The organism is Pseudomonas sp. LBUM1666 (assembly GCF_059695775.1).
Window position 1 is genome coordinate 5,438,982 of the sequence record NZ_CP166789.1, and the last position, 16,582, is coordinate 5,455,563.

General features: G+C 61.0%; 15 protein-coding genes. 5 read left to right on the top strand and 10 right to left on the bottom strand.

Annotated features, from left to right (window positions below; translation table 11 throughout):
- Positions 1 to 271: 271 nt before the first annotated feature.
- The 3 genes from ACA056_RS25100 to ACA056_RS25110 form a co-directional block, all read right to left on the bottom strand.
- A complete protein-coding gene (locus tag ACA056_RS25100; protein WP_497268537.1) occupies positions 272 to 883 on the bottom strand; it encodes a 3'-5' exonuclease in 612 nt (203 codons plus the stop codon).
- A 22-nt stretch (positions 884 to 905) separates the two neighbouring features.
- Positions 906 to 1,385 carry a LabA-like NYN domain-containing protein gene (locus ACA056_RS25105; RefSeq protein WP_008149222.1) on the bottom strand — a complete coding sequence of 160 codons (480 nt, stop codon included), beginning with the start codon at positions 1,383 to 1,385 and terminating at the stop codon, positions 906 to 908.
- 137 nt (positions 1,386 to 1,522) lie between these two features.
- Positions 1,523 to 2,278: a DUF2076 domain-containing protein gene (locus ACA056_RS25110; RefSeq protein ID WP_497268539.1), complete on the bottom strand. Its 756-nt coding sequence runs from the start codon at positions 2,276 to 2,278 to the stop codon at positions 1,523 to 1,525.
- A gap of 178 nt (positions 2,279 to 2,456) precedes the next feature.
- Here ACA056_RS25110 and ACA056_RS25115 point away from each other — a divergent pair, with 178 nt between their 5' ends.
- Positions 2,457 to 3,131, top strand: a complete 675-nt coding sequence (locus tag ACA056_RS25115) for a YciC family protein (RefSeq protein ID WP_497268541.1) — start codon at positions 2,457 to 2,459, stop codon at positions 3,129 to 3,131.
- Between the two features lie 75 nt (positions 3,132 to 3,206).
- Complete coding sequence (locus ACA056_RS25120) at positions 3,207 to 4,283, top strand: endonuclease/exonuclease/phosphatase family protein (protein ID WP_497268543.1); 1,077 nt, start codon at positions 3,207 to 3,209, stop codon at positions 4,281 to 4,283.
- Between the two features lie 122 nt (positions 4,284 to 4,405).
- Here the strand turns inward: ACA056_RS25120 and ACA056_RS25125 are convergent, their stop codons facing one another.
- The 5 genes from ACA056_RS25125 to ACA056_RS25145 form a co-directional block, all read right to left on the bottom strand.
- The gene (locus tag ACA056_RS25125) at positions 4,406 to 5,242 is read right to left on the bottom strand and encodes an ABC transporter ATP-binding protein (RefSeq protein WP_497268545.1); all 837 of its coding nucleotides are present in this window, start codon (positions 5,240 to 5,242) and stop codon (positions 4,406 to 4,408) included.
- On the bottom strand, positions 5,230 to 6,033 hold the full coding sequence (locus ACA056_RS25130; protein WP_008149230.1) for an ABC transporter permease: 804 nt from the start codon (positions 6,031 to 6,033) through the stop codon (positions 5,230 to 5,232). The genes ACA056_RS25125 and ACA056_RS25130 overlap by 13 nt, the downstream gene beginning before the upstream one ends.
- A 9-nt stretch (positions 6,034 to 6,042) precedes the next feature.
- Complete coding sequence (locus tag ACA056_RS25135; RefSeq protein ID WP_497268547.1) at positions 6,043 to 7,029, bottom strand: ABC transporter substrate-binding protein; 987 nt, start codon at positions 7,027 to 7,029, stop codon at positions 6,043 to 6,045.
- Between the two features lie 396 nt (positions 7,030 to 7,425).
- The gene (locus tag ACA056_RS25140) at positions 7,426 to 8,796 is read right to left on the bottom strand and encodes an aspartate aminotransferase family protein (protein ID WP_497268549.1); all 1,371 of its coding nucleotides are present in this window, start codon (positions 8,794 to 8,796) and stop codon (positions 7,426 to 7,428) included.
- A 21-nt stretch (positions 8,797 to 8,817) separates the two neighbouring features.
- Positions 8,818 to 10,308, bottom strand: coding sequence for an aldehyde dehydrogenase (locus ACA056_RS25145; RefSeq protein ID WP_497268551.1), 1,491 nt, complete (start codon positions 10,306 to 10,308; stop codon positions 8,818 to 8,820).
- 225 nt (positions 10,309 to 10,533) lie between these two features.
- Here ACA056_RS25145 and ACA056_RS25150 point away from each other — a divergent pair, with 225 nt between their 5' ends.
- Positions 10,534 to 11,448 carry a LysR substrate-binding domain-containing protein gene (locus ACA056_RS25150; protein WP_095130716.1) on the top strand — a complete coding sequence of 305 codons (915 nt, stop codon included), beginning with the start codon at positions 10,534 to 10,536 and terminating at the stop codon, positions 11,446 to 11,448.
- Between the two features lie 9 nt (positions 11,449 to 11,457).
- Here ACA056_RS25150 and hrpB read toward each other — a convergent pair whose 3' ends face one another.
- Complete coding sequence (gene hrpB / locus ACA056_RS25155; RefSeq protein ID WP_497268553.1) at positions 11,458 to 13,977, bottom strand: ATP-dependent helicase HrpB; 2,520 nt, start codon at positions 13,975 to 13,977, stop codon at positions 11,458 to 11,460.
- 110 nt (positions 13,978 to 14,087) lie between these two features.
- On the opposite strand from hrpB, the gene pmcY reads away from it, so the two are divergent.
- Positions 14,088 to 14,507 (top strand): periplasmic Zn2+ metallochaperone PmcY, encoded by a 420-nt coding sequence (gene pmcY / locus ACA056_RS25160; protein WP_497268555.1) that lies wholly within the window; start codon positions 14,088 to 14,090, stop codon positions 14,505 to 14,507.
- Positions 14,508 to 14,536: 29 nt separating this feature from the next.
- The gene (locus ACA056_RS25165) at positions 14,537 to 15,442 is read left to right on the top strand and encodes a cation diffusion facilitator family transporter (protein ID WP_497268557.1); all 906 of its coding nucleotides are present in this window, start codon (positions 14,537 to 14,539) and stop codon (positions 15,440 to 15,442) included.
- On the opposite strand, the gene ACA056_RS25170 is transcribed toward ACA056_RS25165, so the two are convergent.
- Entirely contained in the window at positions 15,427 to 16,476 is a 1,050-nt protein-coding gene (locus ACA056_RS25170) for a DUF6515 family protein (RefSeq protein ID WP_497268559.1), read from the bottom strand. The two genes, ACA056_RS25165 and ACA056_RS25170, sit on opposite strands and share 16 nt — an antisense overlap.
- Positions 16,477 to 16,582: the final 106 nt, after the last annotated feature.

Sequence of the window (16,582 nt, forward strand, 5' to 3'; positions counted from 1 at the left end):
TTATCGATGCCGCAGATGAGGGGCAAGACAGACATTCCCTAAACTTCGGTAGGACCGATCATCGAACCGGAGGCGTCGTTAAACACCCGATAAACAGGGTAACTGGAAGGAAAGCCAATCTAACGGCCGCAGCAGATCCAATGTGGGAGCGAGCCTGCTCGCGAAAGCGATGTATCAGTCAACATAGATATCGACTGACACTCCGCCATCGCGAACAGGCTCGCTCCCACAGGGGATTTGTGGGGTGTCAGTCAGAAATAGGTGGAGTCAATCAGAACCCGCGATGGCGCTTTAGGTGTTCGTTGATCTTCGCCGCTGGCACTTTCTGCAAGCTGACGAGCAGATCATGGGATAACTCGCGCAACCCATGCTTCTGCCGCAGTTGCTCAGCCAAATGCGTCGTCAGGTTCGCCGCCATTTCCGCATCGGCCATGGCCCGGTGAGCCTTGCCGGTATTGGGCAAACTGGCGAACGTGGTAAGCGTGCCGAGTTTGTGGTTCGGCGCGGCGGGCATCAAACGGCGGGCGAGTAGCAGCGAGCAGGCAAAGTTCTGCAAGCGCGTGCGCTTGATGCGGCCGAGTTCAAAGTCCCAGAACTTCTGGTCGAACGCGGCGTTGTGGGCCAGCAGCGGTGTGATGCCGACGAATTCGTTGACTTCGTTCATCACCTGCTCCGCCGATGGCGCGGTGCGCAGCATGGCGTTGCTGATGCCGGTGAGTTGTTCGATGAAGGCCGGGACGCGCACGCCGGCATTCATCAGGCTTTGGTAACGCTCGACGATGCGCCCCTGTTCAAGGATCACCACGGCAATTTCCGTGGCCCGGCAGGCGCTGCTCGGGGAGATCCCGGTGGTTTCAAAGTCGATGACTGCTATGCGTTCCAAACTTGTTTCAACTCCGTAAAAATCAATTCTTGAGCAGCAACGCGCCTTCGATCGGCACGTAGCGGCTGGCGGCGCGGATCAGCGAGTTGGCCGTCAGACCCGGCACGCCGTAGGCCACGGCTTGCACTCCGTGCTTGGTGATGATGCGCTCCAGCAGCATGTCGAAATCACCGTCACCGGAAGCCAGCACCACTTCGTCGACATGATCGGCGGCGTCCATGATGTCGAGGGTGATGCCCACGTCCCAGTCGCCCTTGGCCGAGCCATCGCTGCGCTGGATGTAGGGTTTGAGCTTCACGACGAAGCCAAGGTTGCGCAGGATCTGCTGGAATTGCTGTTGTTTGCTGTCGCCGCGATCGATGGCGTAGGCATAGGCTTCGACGATCTCGCCCTGCTTGCTGATATCAGCCCACAGCGCGGCATAGTTGAAATGGCAACCATAGGCCTGACGCACGGTGTAATAGAGGTTCTGGACATCGGCGAACACTGCGATTTTTTTCACCGGTCATCCTCGTTGGCGCGCCGGAGCGCGGGCAGGATCAGGCACCAGGCCCGAAAAGTTGCCCAGTATGCCAGCCTGAAGGATTGTTCCGCGAATAATCGGCCCGAAGCGCCGCAGCGCTCCGGACGAATGGCGTATCAGACGAAGGAATCGTCATCGCCGCCGAAGAACGATGAGCTGTCATCGCTGTAATCGGCGTCGGTAAAGCCTCCCTGATCACTGGAGTTGTCAGCCACGCGCTGATCGTCGCCCGAACCGTTGTCACCACTCTGATCGTTGACCTGAGCCGGTTCTTCCTTGATGACTTCAGCCACTTCCGGCTGCTGATTGTGCTGGAACAGGCTGCTGATGCCTTGCGCCAGCATCACACCACCGGCCACACCGGCGGCGGTTTTCAGCGCCCCCCCGAGGAAACTGCTGCCGGCAGGCTGTTGCGGGGCGTAATTCTGCTGAGGCGGCGCTGCACCGAAGTTTTGCTGTGGTGGCTGCGCGTTGAACGACGGCCGCGCCGGTTCACGCCAGCCGCCACCGCTCGATGCGGGTGGGCTTTGGGTGGACGCTGGCTGCGGATCACGGGAACCGCCACCGAAAATGCTCGACAAGAAGCCGCCGCTGCTCGGTGCCGTAGCAGCCGGCTGAGTCTTGGCCGATTGCAGTTCGGCCTGCAATTGCTGGACTTGCCGGGCGAGTTGTTTGTTCTGTTCGTCGAGGCTTTTGATGGCGGCCTCTTGCACCAGAATCGCCTGGGTCATGAAATAGCCCGCCGCGGGCTGGCGAGTCAGGTGTTCCTTGATCCGCGCCTCGGCCTGGGCGTCGCGCGGGGCTGAGTCCGTTTCGGCCTGTTGCAGCCGGGAAAACAGTCCATCGATCAGGGTTTGTTCTTCGCTGTTCATGGCGACCTCGTAGATTGCCGGGAATATCGTCGCCCTTATCCACTGTGGATAAGGTGCTCATCCGTAATGGAGGCTGAGACAGGATGTTTCAATGGTCTTTACCGAACGTTTACGTTTGCGCCCCAAAGCGCTTCATCGGTTAAAGTGGGCCACTGCTTCCAACCTGCGATACCGACTGATGAATTCGTTCGATGTACTGCGTGACTCACTGTATTTCTTCAAGCGCAATCTGGGCCAGATCGTGCGGCTGTGCCTGCCACTGGTGATCTTCGAGGCGGTGCTGCAACAAGTGGTCGATCACTCCACCGAGCCGGACAGCTTTCCAGGGATCAGCGTGATGGTCGGCTTGCTGGTTTATCCGCTGTACACCGGCGCGCTGATCCTGTTTCTCGATGCCCGCAGCCGTGGTGAATCGCCGCGTAACCGCGATCTGTTGTCGAGGTCCGCCTACCTGTGGCCGCGCTTCGCCCTGCTGACCGCCCTCAATACCCTGCTGATCCTCATCGGCCTGTCGCTGTATTTCCTGCCGGGCATCTGGTTGATGGTGACCCTGGCGTTTGGCGAGTACCTGCTGGTGCTGCGCGGCCTGGCCCCGCTGGCGGCGATGAAGGAAAGCCTGCGCCTGACCCGCGGCCATTTCCTGCGCATTCTGGTGTGCATCCTGTGTGTGATGGGCCCGCTGTGGGTACTCAAGGGCGCGACACTTGCGATCTATCCCGAACCGCAGAACCCGGTGATTTCGCTGCTGATCGACAGCGCTCACAGCTTCCTGCAACTGTTCGTCAGCGTGGTGCTGTTCCGCTTGTTCATGCTGATAGGCGAGGTGCCCGAGAAAGTTGACGGGCCGCTTTGACCGCTCTACCCGTGGGCTTAAGCCCGTCTGTCGGTTATGCTCGGGCTCAACTTTTGTAACGCTATAAGCCGAGCCATGACCCGTCTACTGCGCTACACCCTGCTGGGCCTGTTGATCGTGACCGGCCTGATTGCCTTGCTGATCTACAACCTGACCTGGCGCCCCGAAGCCAAGGAAGCCTTACCGGTCAGTTGTAACGCCCAGGCACCGACTTTGGTGCCGGGTCAGGCGCTGAAGGTAATGACCTGGAACGTCCAGTACCTGGCGGGGAAACGCTACGTATTCTGGAATGACCTCGCGACCGGCAATGACGAAAAACCCACGCCCGAAGACATGGCCTTCAGCCTCGATGAAGTGGCGCGGGTGATCCGCGACGAGCAACCGGATGTCGTGCTGTTGCAGGAGCTCGATGACGGCGCCAAGGCCAGCGATTACCAAAACCAGTTCAAGCTGCTTCAGGAGCGAGTCGCGGACCTGTATCCGTGCAGCGCTCAAGCCTTCGACTGGAAAGCCGACTTCGTGCCTGAGCCGCACATTTTTGGCAGCGTCGGCCGGCAACTGGCCACACTCAGCCGCTACCAGATCAAACATGCCGAACGCCTGCAATTACCGATCGGACCGGCCAACTTCATCACCCGCCAATTCAAACCGAAAAATGCCTTGTTGATCACGTATCTGCCGTTGAGCGACGGCAGTCAGATAGCGGTGCTCAACACCCATCTGGACCGCGTCATCCAGCCTGACGAAACGCTGCAGTCTCAGGTGACGGCCACAGTCAAAGTCCTCGACAAGTTCGAAAGCCGCGGCACGCCGTGGTTGATCGGTGGGGACTTCAACCTGTTGCCGTTGGGGCAATATCGACGCCTGCCCGACGCGCAACGCACGCCCTACTCCGCCGACAGTGCGCTGCATGTGCTGTGGGACAAATACCCGATGATCCCGACCAACAACGAAGCCAGCGGTATCGACCGGGCGCGGTGGCTGACTCATTACCCGAATGATCCGGGCTTGAACGGCCCGGACCGGACTGTCGACTACCTGTTCTACAGTCCGCGGTTCAAACGGGTCGAAGCGACGGTGAGGCAGGACGATACCTTGCGGATCTCCGATCACTTGCCGGTGATCGCCCGTTTCCTTTTACCCGCCAACTAACGACGCACAACCTGTAGGAGTGAGCCTGCTCGCGATTGCGGTGTACCAGTTACATTGATGTCGACTGACACGACGCCATCGCGAGCAGGCTCACTCCTACAGGGATTGGTGTAAGGCCGGCATCAATGTTCCTCCTCCAGCTCATCGTGCAATAGCCCGAAGATCTTGCGCTTCATGTCGATGAACGAGCGCTCCATGACCATGTCCAGGGTCCGTGGGCGTTCGATCGGCACGTCCAGAATCTGTTTGATCCGCCCAGGCCTAGCGCCCATCACGTAGACCCTGTCGCCCAGCAGAATCGCCTCGTCGATATCGTGGGTCACGAACAACACGGTCTTCTTGGTGTTGCCCCAGACCCGCAACAACAGTTGCTGCATCTGCAGGCGCGTCTGGCTGTCGAGCGCACCGAAGGGCTCGTCCATGAGCAAGATTTGCGGATCGTTGGCCAGCGCCCGAGCAATGGCGACGCGCTGCATCATGCCGCCGGACAGCTGCTTGGCGTAGTTGTCGGCGAACCCGGTCAGGCCGACTTCATTGACGTAGTAATCGACGATCTCCTTGCGCTTGGCGGCTGCCATACCGCGACGCTTGAGGCCGAACTCGACGTTCTGCCGCACCGTCAGCCACGGGAACAGCGTGTAGCTCTGGAACACCATGCCGCGATCCGCACCCGGCCCCTGCACTTGCTGACCACCAACGTAAATCTCGCCTTCCGTGGGCTCATTCAATCCGGCGGTGAGGTACAGCAAACTCGACTTGCCGCACCCCGAAGGTCCGACCAGTACAGCGAACTGCTGATCCGGCACTTCGAACGAAACCTGATCCAGCGCGGTGAACACGCCACCATCGGGCTTTTGATAGCGAAGGCTGACCTTGTCCACTTGCAGCCGTGGTGCGGTGTGCACCGGGGCAGCCTGAGGTGTGACGAAACGAGGGTTGACGGCGCTTACTGAGCCCATGCGGCGATCCTCAGACGGAGAAAACGAAACAGTTGATCGGTGACCAGGCCCAACAGACCGATGATCGCGATTGCCAGGAAAATCACATCCACCTGAAAGCCGCGCATGGCTTTAAGGCTCAAGTAACCCAGACCACTGGAAGCGGCGACCAGCTCGGCGACCACCAGGTAAGTCCAGGCCCAGCCCATGGTCACGCGCAGTGTGTCGAGCACACCCGGCAACGACGCCGGGGCGATCACATGCAGCACCGCATCGCGACGGTTCGAACCCAAGGTGTAAGACGCGTTGATCAGGTCCTTGGAGATGCCTTTGGACACGTCCGCGATCATCACCAGTTGCTGGAAAAACACGCCGAAGATGATCACCGAAACCCGCTGCTCCAGACCGATGCCGATCCACAGAATGAACAGCGGCACGAACGAAGTTACCGGCAGGTAGCGGATGAAATTCACCATCGGCTCAAGGAACGCTTGGACGATGCGAAAGCTGCCCATCAGCAACCCCAGTGGCACCGCAACCAGCGACGACACGATGAAGCCGACCATCACCACTTCGAGGCTCGCCCACACATGCAGGCCGAGCGTGCCATCGCGGCTCAGGCGCACAGCGGCCTCAACCACCGCGCCCGGTGTCGGCAGGAACATGCCCGGCACCACACCGCCGTAAGACAACCCGGCCCATAGGCCGACCAACAACACCCAGGCCAGACCGCTCGCGCTCCAGATCACTGAAACCGGCAGGCCGGTTTTGGGCGTGATGCAGCGGCTCAGCCATGAATTGCGCTTGAACATGCAAACCTCCTAGAGCGGGCTGACGAAGCGGTTGTCGATCAGGTCGTCATTGCTGACGTTGTAGGGTTTGCCCTGCAATTCGCTGGCGGTCTCGTTGGCCAGTTTGATCAGCGGTTCGCTGTCACCCGGTTTGCCCGGCGAGCCAAAAAGTTTTTCGCTCATGGCCTGATCGTAGAAGCGCACGCCTTGCGCGGCTGCGGCCAGTTCCTTCGGATCGGCAAGGTAACCGCCAACGCCCTTGGCCATGATTTTGTAAGCTTCTTCCGGATGGTCCTTGGTGTACTGAACCGCCTTGTACAGACCGGCCACCAACGCCTTGACGTCTTCCGGCTGTTTCTCGATGACCGTGCAGTTGAGCGCGACCACGTCGACAATCACTCCCGGCGTGCTGCTGCTGTCGATCAGCACTTTGCCTTGTTGCTTATTGCGGACCATCGACAGATGCGGCTCCCACGTCACCGCGGCAGGCACGCGACCGGCGATGAACGCGGTGGCGGCGTCGTCGGCCGTCATGTTCTGCACGGTGATGTCACTCATGGTCATGCCATGTTTTTTCAGCAGGTACGACAGCCAGAACTGCGAGGTCGAACCTTCGTTCACCGCCACGGCTTTGCCCTTCAGCTCCTGCAGACTCTTGACGTCCTTGCCGACCAAAACACCGTCGCCACCATGGCTGTCATCCAGTGCGGCCACCGCTTTGAAGCAGAATTGCGGACGGTACTTGAGCACCTCATCGATGGTCGACGCCGACCCGGACAATTCGCCCGAGGCTTGCGCGGCCATGTACATCGAAGCCTCTTCGACAACAGGCAACTCGACAGTCAGACCGTTTTCCTTGAAGTAGCCCAGATCCCGGGCCAGGTAGAGCGTGCCATATCCGACCCACGTGGTGTGGCCGATAGAGAGGGTGCCGGCCTGGGCGCTGGAGGCGACCGTCGCGGCGATGGCGGTGACCGCCAGTGGATGTGCGAAGCGGGTGAGCAAGGACTTGATCATGGAGCACTCCCAAAGCTGTTGATTTAGTTTTGTCATGGGCAGTACGGCCAGCGGCCATGGAGAAGAGCTGCCACCTGAGGTCTCTGATGGACCTTTCGGCGAGCAGCGTTTGGCTGACTGGCGAGGTTGATGTTGGCCCAGTGCGGGGAGAAGGAAAATTAGGAAATATGTCGAGGCGAGCGATGAAAAAACTGGGTAGCGTGCGCTGCGAAAGGGCGCTGTGGGCGGGGATGCCCGAGGTGGGTGCAAAAGGTGAGAGGTGTGTTGAATGTGCCATAGCAATCGCGAGCAGGCTCGCTCCCACAGGGGATCTGTGTCGAACACAATTCCACTGTGGGAGCGAGCCGGCTCCGGGCGGCGTTCCGACGATAAGGTCCGCAGGACCTTCCGGCAATGTCAGAGCCGGCCGTATTCCTGCGCCGTACGATCAACGGCTTTCAGGGTTTTGCCAACCAGTTCATCAACCTCTTCACGACTGGCAATCAACGCCGGCGCCATGATCATCCGCCCCAGCGTCGAGCGAATAATCACTCCCTCTTCAAACCCAATCGTGCGGCAACGCCAGGCAATGTCGTTCTCATTGGCAAAGCGCTTGCGACTGGTTTTGTCTTCAGCCAATTGCAGCGCTGCCACCATGCCGACACCCTGAATATCGCCCACCAACGGGTGATTGCCGAACACCTCGCGCAAGCACTGTTGCAGGTACGGCCCGATGTCATCCTTGACCCGCGCCACCACCCCTTCATCGCGCAACGCCGTGAGGTTGGCGATGGCCACCGCCGCCGCCACCGGGTGCCCGGAATAGGTCAGGCCGTGGGCAAACACCCCGCCCTGTTCCACCAGTACCTGAGCCATTTTCTTCGACAGAATCAGACCGCCCATGGGGATGTAACCCGAGGTCAAACCCTTGGCGATCGACAGCGTGTCCGGCTCGAAACCGAAGTACTCGTGGGCGAACCATTCGCCGGTGCGACCGAAGCCGCCGATCACTTCGTCAGCGCACAACAGCACGTCGTACTTGCGGCAGATCCGCTGAATTTCCGGCCAGTAACTCTCTGGTGGAAAGATCATCCCGCCCGCGCCCTGGAACGGTTCGGCGATAAACCCTGCGACCTTGTCCGCGCCGAGTTCGAGAATCTTCGCTTCCAGTTGCTGCGCCGCCCGCAGGCCAAATTCGGCTGGCGTCAGATTGCCCTCGTGGGCGAAAAAGTACGGTTCATCGATGTGTTCGATGTCGGGAATCATGCCGCCCATTTCGTGCATGAACTTCATGCCACCGAGCGCCGTCGCCGCCAGGGTCGAGCCGTGGTAACCGTTCCAGCGACCGATCATGACTTTCTTCTCGGGCTTGCCGAGGATCGTCCAGTAACGCCGTACGGTGCGGATCAGCACCTCGTTGGCCTCGGAGCCGGAGTTGGTGTAGATCGCGTGGCTGTAGTGCCCCGGCAACAGGCTGAACAGCAGCTCCGACAGCTCGATCACCTGCGGGTGGGTGGTGTGGAAAAACATGTTGTAGTACGGCAACTGCTCAAGCTGTTTGGTCGCAGCGGCAGCCAGGTCCCTGCGGCCGTAACCGAGGTTGGTGCACCACAGCCCGGACATGCCGTCGAGGTAACGCCGACCGTCGTTGTCCCACAGGTGCAAGCGCTCGCCACGGACCATTACCCGAGGTCCCTCATCGTTGAGCGCTTTTTGATCGACGAATGCGTGGATGTGGTGCGCAGCGTCGGCGGCCTGGTAGTCGCGGGTTTCACGTGGTGTGGTCATCGCCAGTTCTCCGTTTTGTTATTAACGCAATTGAAACCAGGTGGTCTTCAACTGGGTGTATTTATCGAATGAATGCAGCGACAGGTCACGGCCGAAACCGGACTGCTTACCGCCGCCGAAAGGCACCGTCACATCCAGCGCATCGACGCTGTTGACCGACACCGTGCCGGCTCGCAATTGCCGCGCCACGCGGTGGGCGCGATTGAGGTCGTCGGTCCACAGCGACGCGGCCAAACCGTAGACGCTGTCGTTGGCCAGTTGCAAGGCGTGGGCCTCGTCATCGAACGCCGTGACCGCCAGCACCGGGCCGAACACTTCATCGCGAAACAGCGGCATATCCGGGCTCACGCCGGTGAAAATCGTCGGCTGAATGAAGTTGTCGGAGCCGTTGAAAATCGACTGTCGACCGCCACAGAGTTTCGTCGCGCCTTGGCGTTCGGCCTGCTGGATGAACTTCATGATGCGCGCGGTCTGGCGGCTGTCGACGATCGCCCCGGCGCGGCTCGACGGGTCCAGCGGATCGCCCGGCTGCCAGCATTCGGCGTGCGCCTTGAGGCGCTCGACGAACTCGTCATGAATCGAACGCTCCACCAGCAACCGCGAGTTGGCCGAGCACACTTCACCTTGATTGAAGAAGATCCCGAACGCGGCTTTCTCTGCGGCGAGGTCGAGGTCCTGACAATCAGCAAACACCAGATTGGCGCTCTTGCCGCCGCACTCCAGCCACACCTGTTTGAGGTTCGATTGCGCCGAGTACTGCATGAAATACTTGCCCACTTCGGTGGAGCCGGTGAACACCAGGCAATCGACGTCCGGGTGCAAACCGAGGGCTTTGCCGGTCTGCTCGCCGAGCCCCGGCAACACGTTCAACACGCCTGCTGGCAGGCCGGCTTCCAGCGCCAGCTCGGCCAGACGCAGGGCGGAAAACGGTGACTGCTCGGCCGGTTTGAGGATCACCGAATTACCCGCCGCCAACGCGGGTGCGAGTTTCCATGCAGCCATGTCCAGCGGGAAATTCCATGGCACCACGGCGGCGACTACGCCCAGCGCTTCGCGGGTGATGGTCGCCAACACGTTCTGCGCGCTCGGGGCGATCTGGTCGTAGAGTTTGTCGAGGCTTTCGGCGTACCAGCGAAACACCCCGGCGGCGCCCGGTACGTCGATGTTGTAGGCGTCCATCACTGGTTTGCCCATGTTCAGCGAGTCGAGCAGCGCCAGTTCTTCGCGATGGGTCATGATCAGATCGGCCAGGCGCAACAGCACTTGCTTGCGCTCACTCGGCGAACGCGCCGACCAGGTTCCGGCCTCGAACACTTGCCGCGCATTGCGCACCGCGGCGTCTACGTCTTCTTCGCCACACGCGGCCACGCTGGCCAGGCACTGGCCGGTGGCGGGGTTGATCGCGGCGAAGGTCTGCCCCGACTGCGCCGCACGGGGTTTGCCGTCGATCACGGCCTGATCGGGAAACCGCAGCGCAGCGGCTTTGTTTTGCCAGAATGTAAGCTCGAACACGTTCAGATGCTCCATGGGCTTTCTTGTGGATTGGATGGTGGCCCAGGCCTGTGTCGAGGAAAAATAGTAAAAATGTCTTCGCAGACCATGAAAAAACTGGGCAGCCGATCTCCCCGGTGGCGCGGTATGTGGTTATTGTTCAGGCTTAACAACACCGTCGTCAGAACGGATGCAGTCGGCTCAAAAATTGCCTGGATGTCGAAATCATCCACCCCGAGGTTTGCCGTGGCTGCCTACAACCTGCGTCAATTGAAATACTTCATCACCACCGTCGAATGCGGCAGCGTCGCCGAGGCGTCGCGCAAGCTGTACATCGCCCAGCCGGCCATCTCCACGGCGATCAAAGGCCTGGAAGACAGCTTCGGCGTGCAACTGCTGATCCGTCATCACGCCCAAGGCGTGTCCTTGACCCCCAGCGGCGCACGCTTCTACCGCAAGGCCCAGGAACTGCTGCGCATGGCCAAGGAGTTCGAACAGAACGCCCTGGCCGACAACGACGTGGTGGCCGGGCAAATCGATATCGGCTGCTTCGAAACGGTCGCGCCGCTGTACCTGCCGCAATTGATTGCCGGGTTCTCGGCGCTGTATCCGGGGGTGAAAATCCGCATCCGCGACGGCGAACAGCAAGAGCTGGTGCAAGGCCTGACCTCGGGCACCTTCGACCTGGCGATCCTGTATGAACACGACCTCGATGCCACCATCCAGACCGAACCACTGATGCCGGCGCAACGGCCTTATGCGTTGCTGCCGGCGGATCATCGTTTTGCCCAGCTGAAACAAGTGTCGCTGCGTGACCTGTGCCTGGAGCCGATGATTTTGCTGGACGTGCAACCGAGCCGGACCTACTTCGTCAGCCTGTTCGAAGAGTTGGGGCTGACGCCGAACATTGCCTTCAGCTCACCGTCGATCGAGATGGTCCGGGGCATGGTCGGGCAAGGGTTCGGCTTCTCGATCCTGGTCACCCGGCCGCACTCGGAATGCACCTATGACGGCCAGAAAGTGGTGTGCGTGGACATCGTCGAAGACGTCACCGGTTCAGGGCTGGTAGCGGCGTGGTTGAAGCGCGGGCAGTTGACCAAACCCGCGCAGCTGTTTGCCGATTATTGCCGGGAGCAATTGACGGCCAAAGCCGCCTCTTGAGCATCAACGTCAGCTTTTACGGGGTTTGATCCGCGCGGTTGCCTCGGCTACCAGCGGATCATCCGGCCAATAATGCTTCGGATAGCGCCCTTTTAAATCCTTCTTCACCTCGGCATACGTGCTGCGCCAGAAGTTCGCCAAATCCTGTGTCACCTGCACCGGTCGCCGCGCCGGGGACAGCAAATGCAGTTTGACCACCTGCCGGCCACCGGCAATCCGCGGGGTTTCCGCCAGGCCGAACAACTCCTGCAACCGCACCGCCAGAATCGGCGGCTGCTCGCTGTAGTCCAGACGAATCGAGGAACCCGACGGCACGCTCAAATGATGCGGCGCCAGCTCATCGAGCCGTTGCGGCAGCGGCCACGGCAACAGGTTATGGACGATGCTCGACAGGTCCAGATTGGCGAAGTGACTGAGCCGCGAAACTTTGCCCAGGTACGGCATCAACCAATGTTCGAGGCTTTTGAGCAGGGCGGCGTCGCTGACATCCGGCCATTCACTCTGCTCTTTACTGCTGAGGTCCAGTTGTCGCAGCAACGCCACTCGCGCCTGCCACTGACGCAGCTCTGGCGTCCAGGGCAGCAGCTCCAGACCTTTGCGTCGCACCAGATTCACCAACGCCTGACTGCGGGCGGTCTCATCGAGTCCGGTCAACGGCTCGCGGCTGAGGATCAATTCGCCAACCTTGCGCTGCCGCTCGGCGCGCAACACGCCTTCGCGCTCGTCCCAATCCAGTTGATCGACGCAGCGCACCTGTTCGGCCAGCACTGAATCGAACAGTGCCGGATCGAAATCCGCCGCCAGGTAAATGCGTTCTTCACGCTGGCCCTGACGACTGCCGAGATCAGCGATCACCAGCCAAGGTTGCTTCATCAAACTGTCGGCTTCGGCGAACAGCGCTGCACGGCCGTTGGCCAAGCGATATTCCGCGCCACCGGCCCGGCGCTGTTGGGCAACTCGATCGGGATAGGCCAATGCCAACAGCGCGCCGAGCCAGCGCGGATGATCCGGATCGCTGACCGGTTCCGATGCCTTGCCCCGCAGGTAACCGCGATACTGCCGCGCCAGTTGCCGAGCCCGTTGCACGCCACCCTGAGCACCGCGAGCGGCGCGTTCTTCGCCGGACAACAGTACCAATCGACTGTGCAGGTCCGCCCCGGCGCCGCGCAAAATATCCCGCTCGCCGAGCAGTGCTGCGACATCGCAAGCCATGTCTGCCAGACCAAGCGCCTGACCACGTAACAGCAAATGGCCTATCCGTGGATGCGCCGGCAGTTCGGCCATGGCCTGACCGTGACGGGTCAGCGTTTCGCCGTCCAGTGCGCCGAGGCGCTCGAGCAAGTCCTGAGCCTGTGCATAAGCGGCCGCTGGCGGCACGTCGAGCCACACCAATTGCCCCGGTGTCACGCCCCAACGACCGAGCTGCAACGCTAATCCGGCAAGGTCCGCCGAGAGGATTTCCGCGCTGGCGTAGGCCGCCAGTTGTTCATGCTGGTCTTGCGACCACAACCGATAACACACACCCGGCTCCAACCGCCCGGCCCGGCCCGCGCGCTGAGTGGCGCTGGCTTTGGAAATACGCTGGGTATCGAGGCGGGCCATGCCGCTGCCGGGGTCGAAACGCGGCACCCGCGCCAACCCGGCATCGATCACCACGCGCACGCCGTCGATGGTCAGGCTGGTCTCGGCGATGTTGGTCGCCAGCACCACTTTGCGTTTGCCGACAGGCGCGGGATCAATCGCGGCGCGTTGCGCAGCCAGATCGAGTTCACCGTGCAACGGGCAGAGCAGAACCTGCGTGCTCTCGCCCAGTGCATCGGCGAGTTGCTGATGCACGCGACGGATTTCCGCTTGCCCCGGCAGGAACACCAGCACGCTGCCGGTTTCATCATTCAAGGCTTCAAGGATGGTCTGCACCAGACGTGGCTCGATGAATTCACCGGGTTGAAACGGTCGGCCCCAACGCATCACCACCGGGTACATGCGGCCCTCGCTGCGCAGGATCGGCGCGTCATCGAGCAACCCGGCCAGGCGTTCGCCTTCCAGCGTTGCCGACATCAACAGGATTTTCAGCGGTTGATCGTCACGAAACAGCTCGCGGCCATTCAAGCTCAAGGCCAGCGCCAGATCGGCATCGAGACTGCGCTCGTGGAATTCGTCGAAGATCAGCAAACCCACGCCTTCGAGCGCCGGGTCGTCCTGCAAGCGTCGGGTCAGAATCCCTTCGGTGACCACTTCAATGCGGGTGTTGGGGCCGACTTTGCTGTCGAGACGAATGCGATAACCGACGGTTTCGCCGACTTTCTCGCCCAGCTCACTCGCCAAGCGCTCCGCCGCCGCCCGTGCCGCCAACCGCCGCGGTTCGAGCATGAGAATAGTCTGCCCGGCCAACCAGGGCTCATTGAGCAAGGCCAGTGGCACGCGGGTGGTTTTACCGGCGCCGGGCGGTGCTTCGAGCACGGCTTCGTGGCGTGTCGCCAAGGCTTCACGCAGGGCGGGTAAAACTTCATCAATCGGCAAAGAAATCATGCTGGCTCCCAAACAGAGGGCCGAGTATAACGGCGAACTGCCTGGCGTTCGTCGTGGTCCTAATTCATATCGACGACGCTTCGTTTTCCAGATGACCCAGGAGATTTCATATGCGTGTTCCCTTTCGCTTGATTGGCGGTGTATTGGTCGCGACGTTGCTGACCCAGATGACCGCTTGCGGATCGATTTTCTACCCTGACCGTCGCGGTCAGATCGACGGTAAGATCGACCCGGCCATCGCCGCGCTGGATGCCGTGGGCCTGCTGTTCTACATCATCCCCGGCCTGATCGCGTTTGCCGTGGACTTCGCCACTGGCGCGATTTACTACGCGCCCGGCGAGACCGCACAGGTGGCCCCGGAAAAACTCAAGGAAGCCATGGGCGCCGACGGCAAGGTCGATAACCACAAGTTGCAGACTATTCTCGAAACCGAACTGGGCCGCAGCTTCCCGCTGGATGACCCACGCCTGATCCAGCACAAGGGCAGCGCTCAGCAACTGGCCATGTTCGGCCTGCAACCCGCCGCGTAACCCGTGCATAAGAAGGAACGACAGCACCCATGATCTCCAGCTCCGAACACGCCCGCCTGCTGCGGCTGGCGACCCGTGCCTCGATGGCGGTGGCATGCACGCTGATCGTCGCCAAAGCCATTGCCTGGTGGTTGAGCGGTTCGGTGAGCATGCTCGCCGGGTTGACCGACTCGACCCTCGACGGCGTCACCTCGCTGCTCAACCTGCTCGCTGTGCATTACGCCTTGCGCCCGGCCGACGATGATCACCGTTACGGCCATGGCAAGGCCGAGTCGCTGGCGGGCATGGCTCAGGCGTTGTTCATTGGTGGCAGTGCGGTGCTGATTGCCTTGCAGGCGATTGATCGACTGAAACACCCGGAACCGGTGGGGGCGCCATGGATCAGTATCGGGGTGATTGTGTTTTCCCTGGTGCTGACCCTGGCCCTGCTGATGTTGCAACATCGGGTCGTCAAGGCAACTGGCTCCAACGCGGTGCGCGCCGACTCCCTGCATTACCGCTCGGACCTGCTGCTCAACGGCAGCATCCTGGTGGCGCTGGTGCTCGCCGGGTTTGGCTGGCATCAGGTCGACCCTTGGTTCGGATTGGGGATCGCTGCCTACATTCTATGGAGCGCGATTCAGATCGCCCGGGAAAGTTTTACGGTGCTGATGGATGAAGAACTGCCGTCGGACGTCAGCCAGCACATGCTCGAACTGGCCTGCAGCGTACCGGGAGTATTGGGGGCGCACGACCTGCGTACGCGGGTTTCCGGCAACCAGTGGTTCGTGCAGTTGCACCTGGAATTGCCGGGGGATTTGACCCTGTCAGTCGCTCACGGCATCAGCGATCAAGCCGCCGATGCGATTCACGCGGCTTATCCGCGAGCCGAAGTGCTGGTGCACGCCGACCCGCAGGAAGTGGTACTGGCAGGCAAGGCTCAGAAAGAAACCTGATAACCGCGACTGCTCAGGCAGTTGCCCTGGGCCTGACGGTAGGCTTGTACCACCGACGGGTCTGGCTGGTAGGTGGCCGTCCGTGGATTGAAGCCACTCTGCTGCACCGCGTATTGATAGCACTCGTAACCGTCCTGGTTGACCTGCTCTGGCGACTGACCATTGGCCGGATACGCCACCACGTCATAACCATTGCTGACCGGTTGCGGCTGCGGTTGTACGGGCGGCTCGACCACGACGTAATCCTGAGTGCTTTCCTGATAGGCGTAGTAAGAACCGGCCGCCAGGAACAACAGCGCACCGCCGATCCACACTTCGCGCGCGTAATCGGGCAAGTAGCTGACGCGAATCCCGCGTGGCGGCTGCACCACCACATAACGCGGACCGAGCGGACGATACCAGTAGCCGCCGGAGTAGAAGTAATCCTGACCGCGATATGGCACGCGGTAATCACGGTCGGGGAAGCGATCGATCACATGACCGGGGCGATACTGCGGGCCGGCGCCCCAGCCATTACCGTGTCCATCCGGGCGACCGGCCCAGCGATGGTCATCGGGACGCGGACCGTTGTTCTGCCAATGCTGGTTATTATCGTTGCGCCGCGGCACGTCCTGGTAGTAGCCACGCTGTGGCTGCTGGGTCTGGCGCACGGTGTCGGGCCGGCCCTGAATCGGCAGGTCATTGGCCGGTAGCTGCGGCGGGGGCGGCGGTGGTCGAACCGGATTGTTGTAGTCGTGCGGCGCACGGTTCTGCCGTTGACTGTCGCTCTGATTCTGGCCGTTGTGCTCGAACTGACGGCTATTGTCGCCACGAATGATGTCGTTATTCTGCGCACGCGGCTGGTTCTGCTGCGGATTGTTCTGCGGGAGCGGCTGGTTATTGCCGCCGTGGCCCTGATTGTTTCCCTGGTGGCCATCCGACCCGCGCTGCCCGCCATCGGGGCCACGGTTTTGCGGCTCATCGGCCAGCGATTGCGCAGTGACACTTACACACAGCAAACCAACACCGGCCAAACGCCAGATGCGCGACTTCATGCTTTTCCTCACTGCGGGTTAGGGCCTGTACGTAAGACTGGGAAAGCACAGGCCGGTTCTGCAACAGGTTATCAGTCGCGCAACTTATTTATTGAGGGACGCTTTG

Excerpts from the sequence above, each read along its gene's own strand:
- pmcY (WP_497268555.1), top strand. The coding sequence starts at position 14,088 with ATGCGTGTTCCCTTTCGCTTGATTGGCGGTGTATTGGTCGCGACGTTG.
- ACA056_RS25140 (WP_497268549.1), bottom strand. The coding sequence starts at position 8,796 with ATGACCACACCACGTGAAACCCGCGACTACCAGGCCGCCGACGCTGCG.
- ACA056_RS25115 (WP_497268541.1), top strand. The coding sequence starts at position 2,457 with ATGAATTCGTTCGATGTACTGCGTGACTCACTGTATTTCTTCAAGCGC.
- ACA056_RS25125 (WP_497268545.1), bottom strand. The coding sequence starts at position 5,242 with ATGGGCTCAGTAAGCGCCGTCAACCCTCGTTTCGTCACACCTCAGGCT.
- ACA056_RS25120 (WP_497268543.1), top strand. The coding sequence starts at position 3,207 with ATGACCCGTCTACTGCGCTACACCCTGCTGGGCCTGTTGATCGTGACC.
- ACA056_RS25170 (WP_497268559.1), bottom strand. The coding sequence starts at position 16,476 with ATGAAGTCGCGCATCTGGCGTTTGGCCGGTGTTGGTTTGCTGTGTGTA.
- ACA056_RS25130 (WP_008149230.1), bottom strand. The coding sequence starts at position 6,033 with ATGTTCAAGCGCAATTCATGGCTGAGCCGCTGCATCACGCCCAAAACC.
- hrpB (WP_497268553.1), bottom strand. The coding sequence starts at position 13,977 with ATGATTTCTTTGCCGATTGATGAAGTTTTACCCGCCCTGCGTGAAGCC.
- ACA056_RS25135 (WP_497268547.1), bottom strand. The coding sequence starts at position 7,029 with ATGATCAAGTCCTTGCTCACCCGCTTCGCACATCCACTGGCGGTCACC.
- ACA056_RS25110 (WP_497268539.1), bottom strand. The coding sequence starts at position 2,278 with ATGAACAGCGAAGAACAAACCCTGATCGATGGACTGTTTTCCCGGCTG.
- ACA056_RS25165 (WP_497268557.1), top strand. The coding sequence starts at position 14,537 with ATGATCTCCAGCTCCGAACACGCCCGCCTGCTGCGGCTGGCGACCCGT.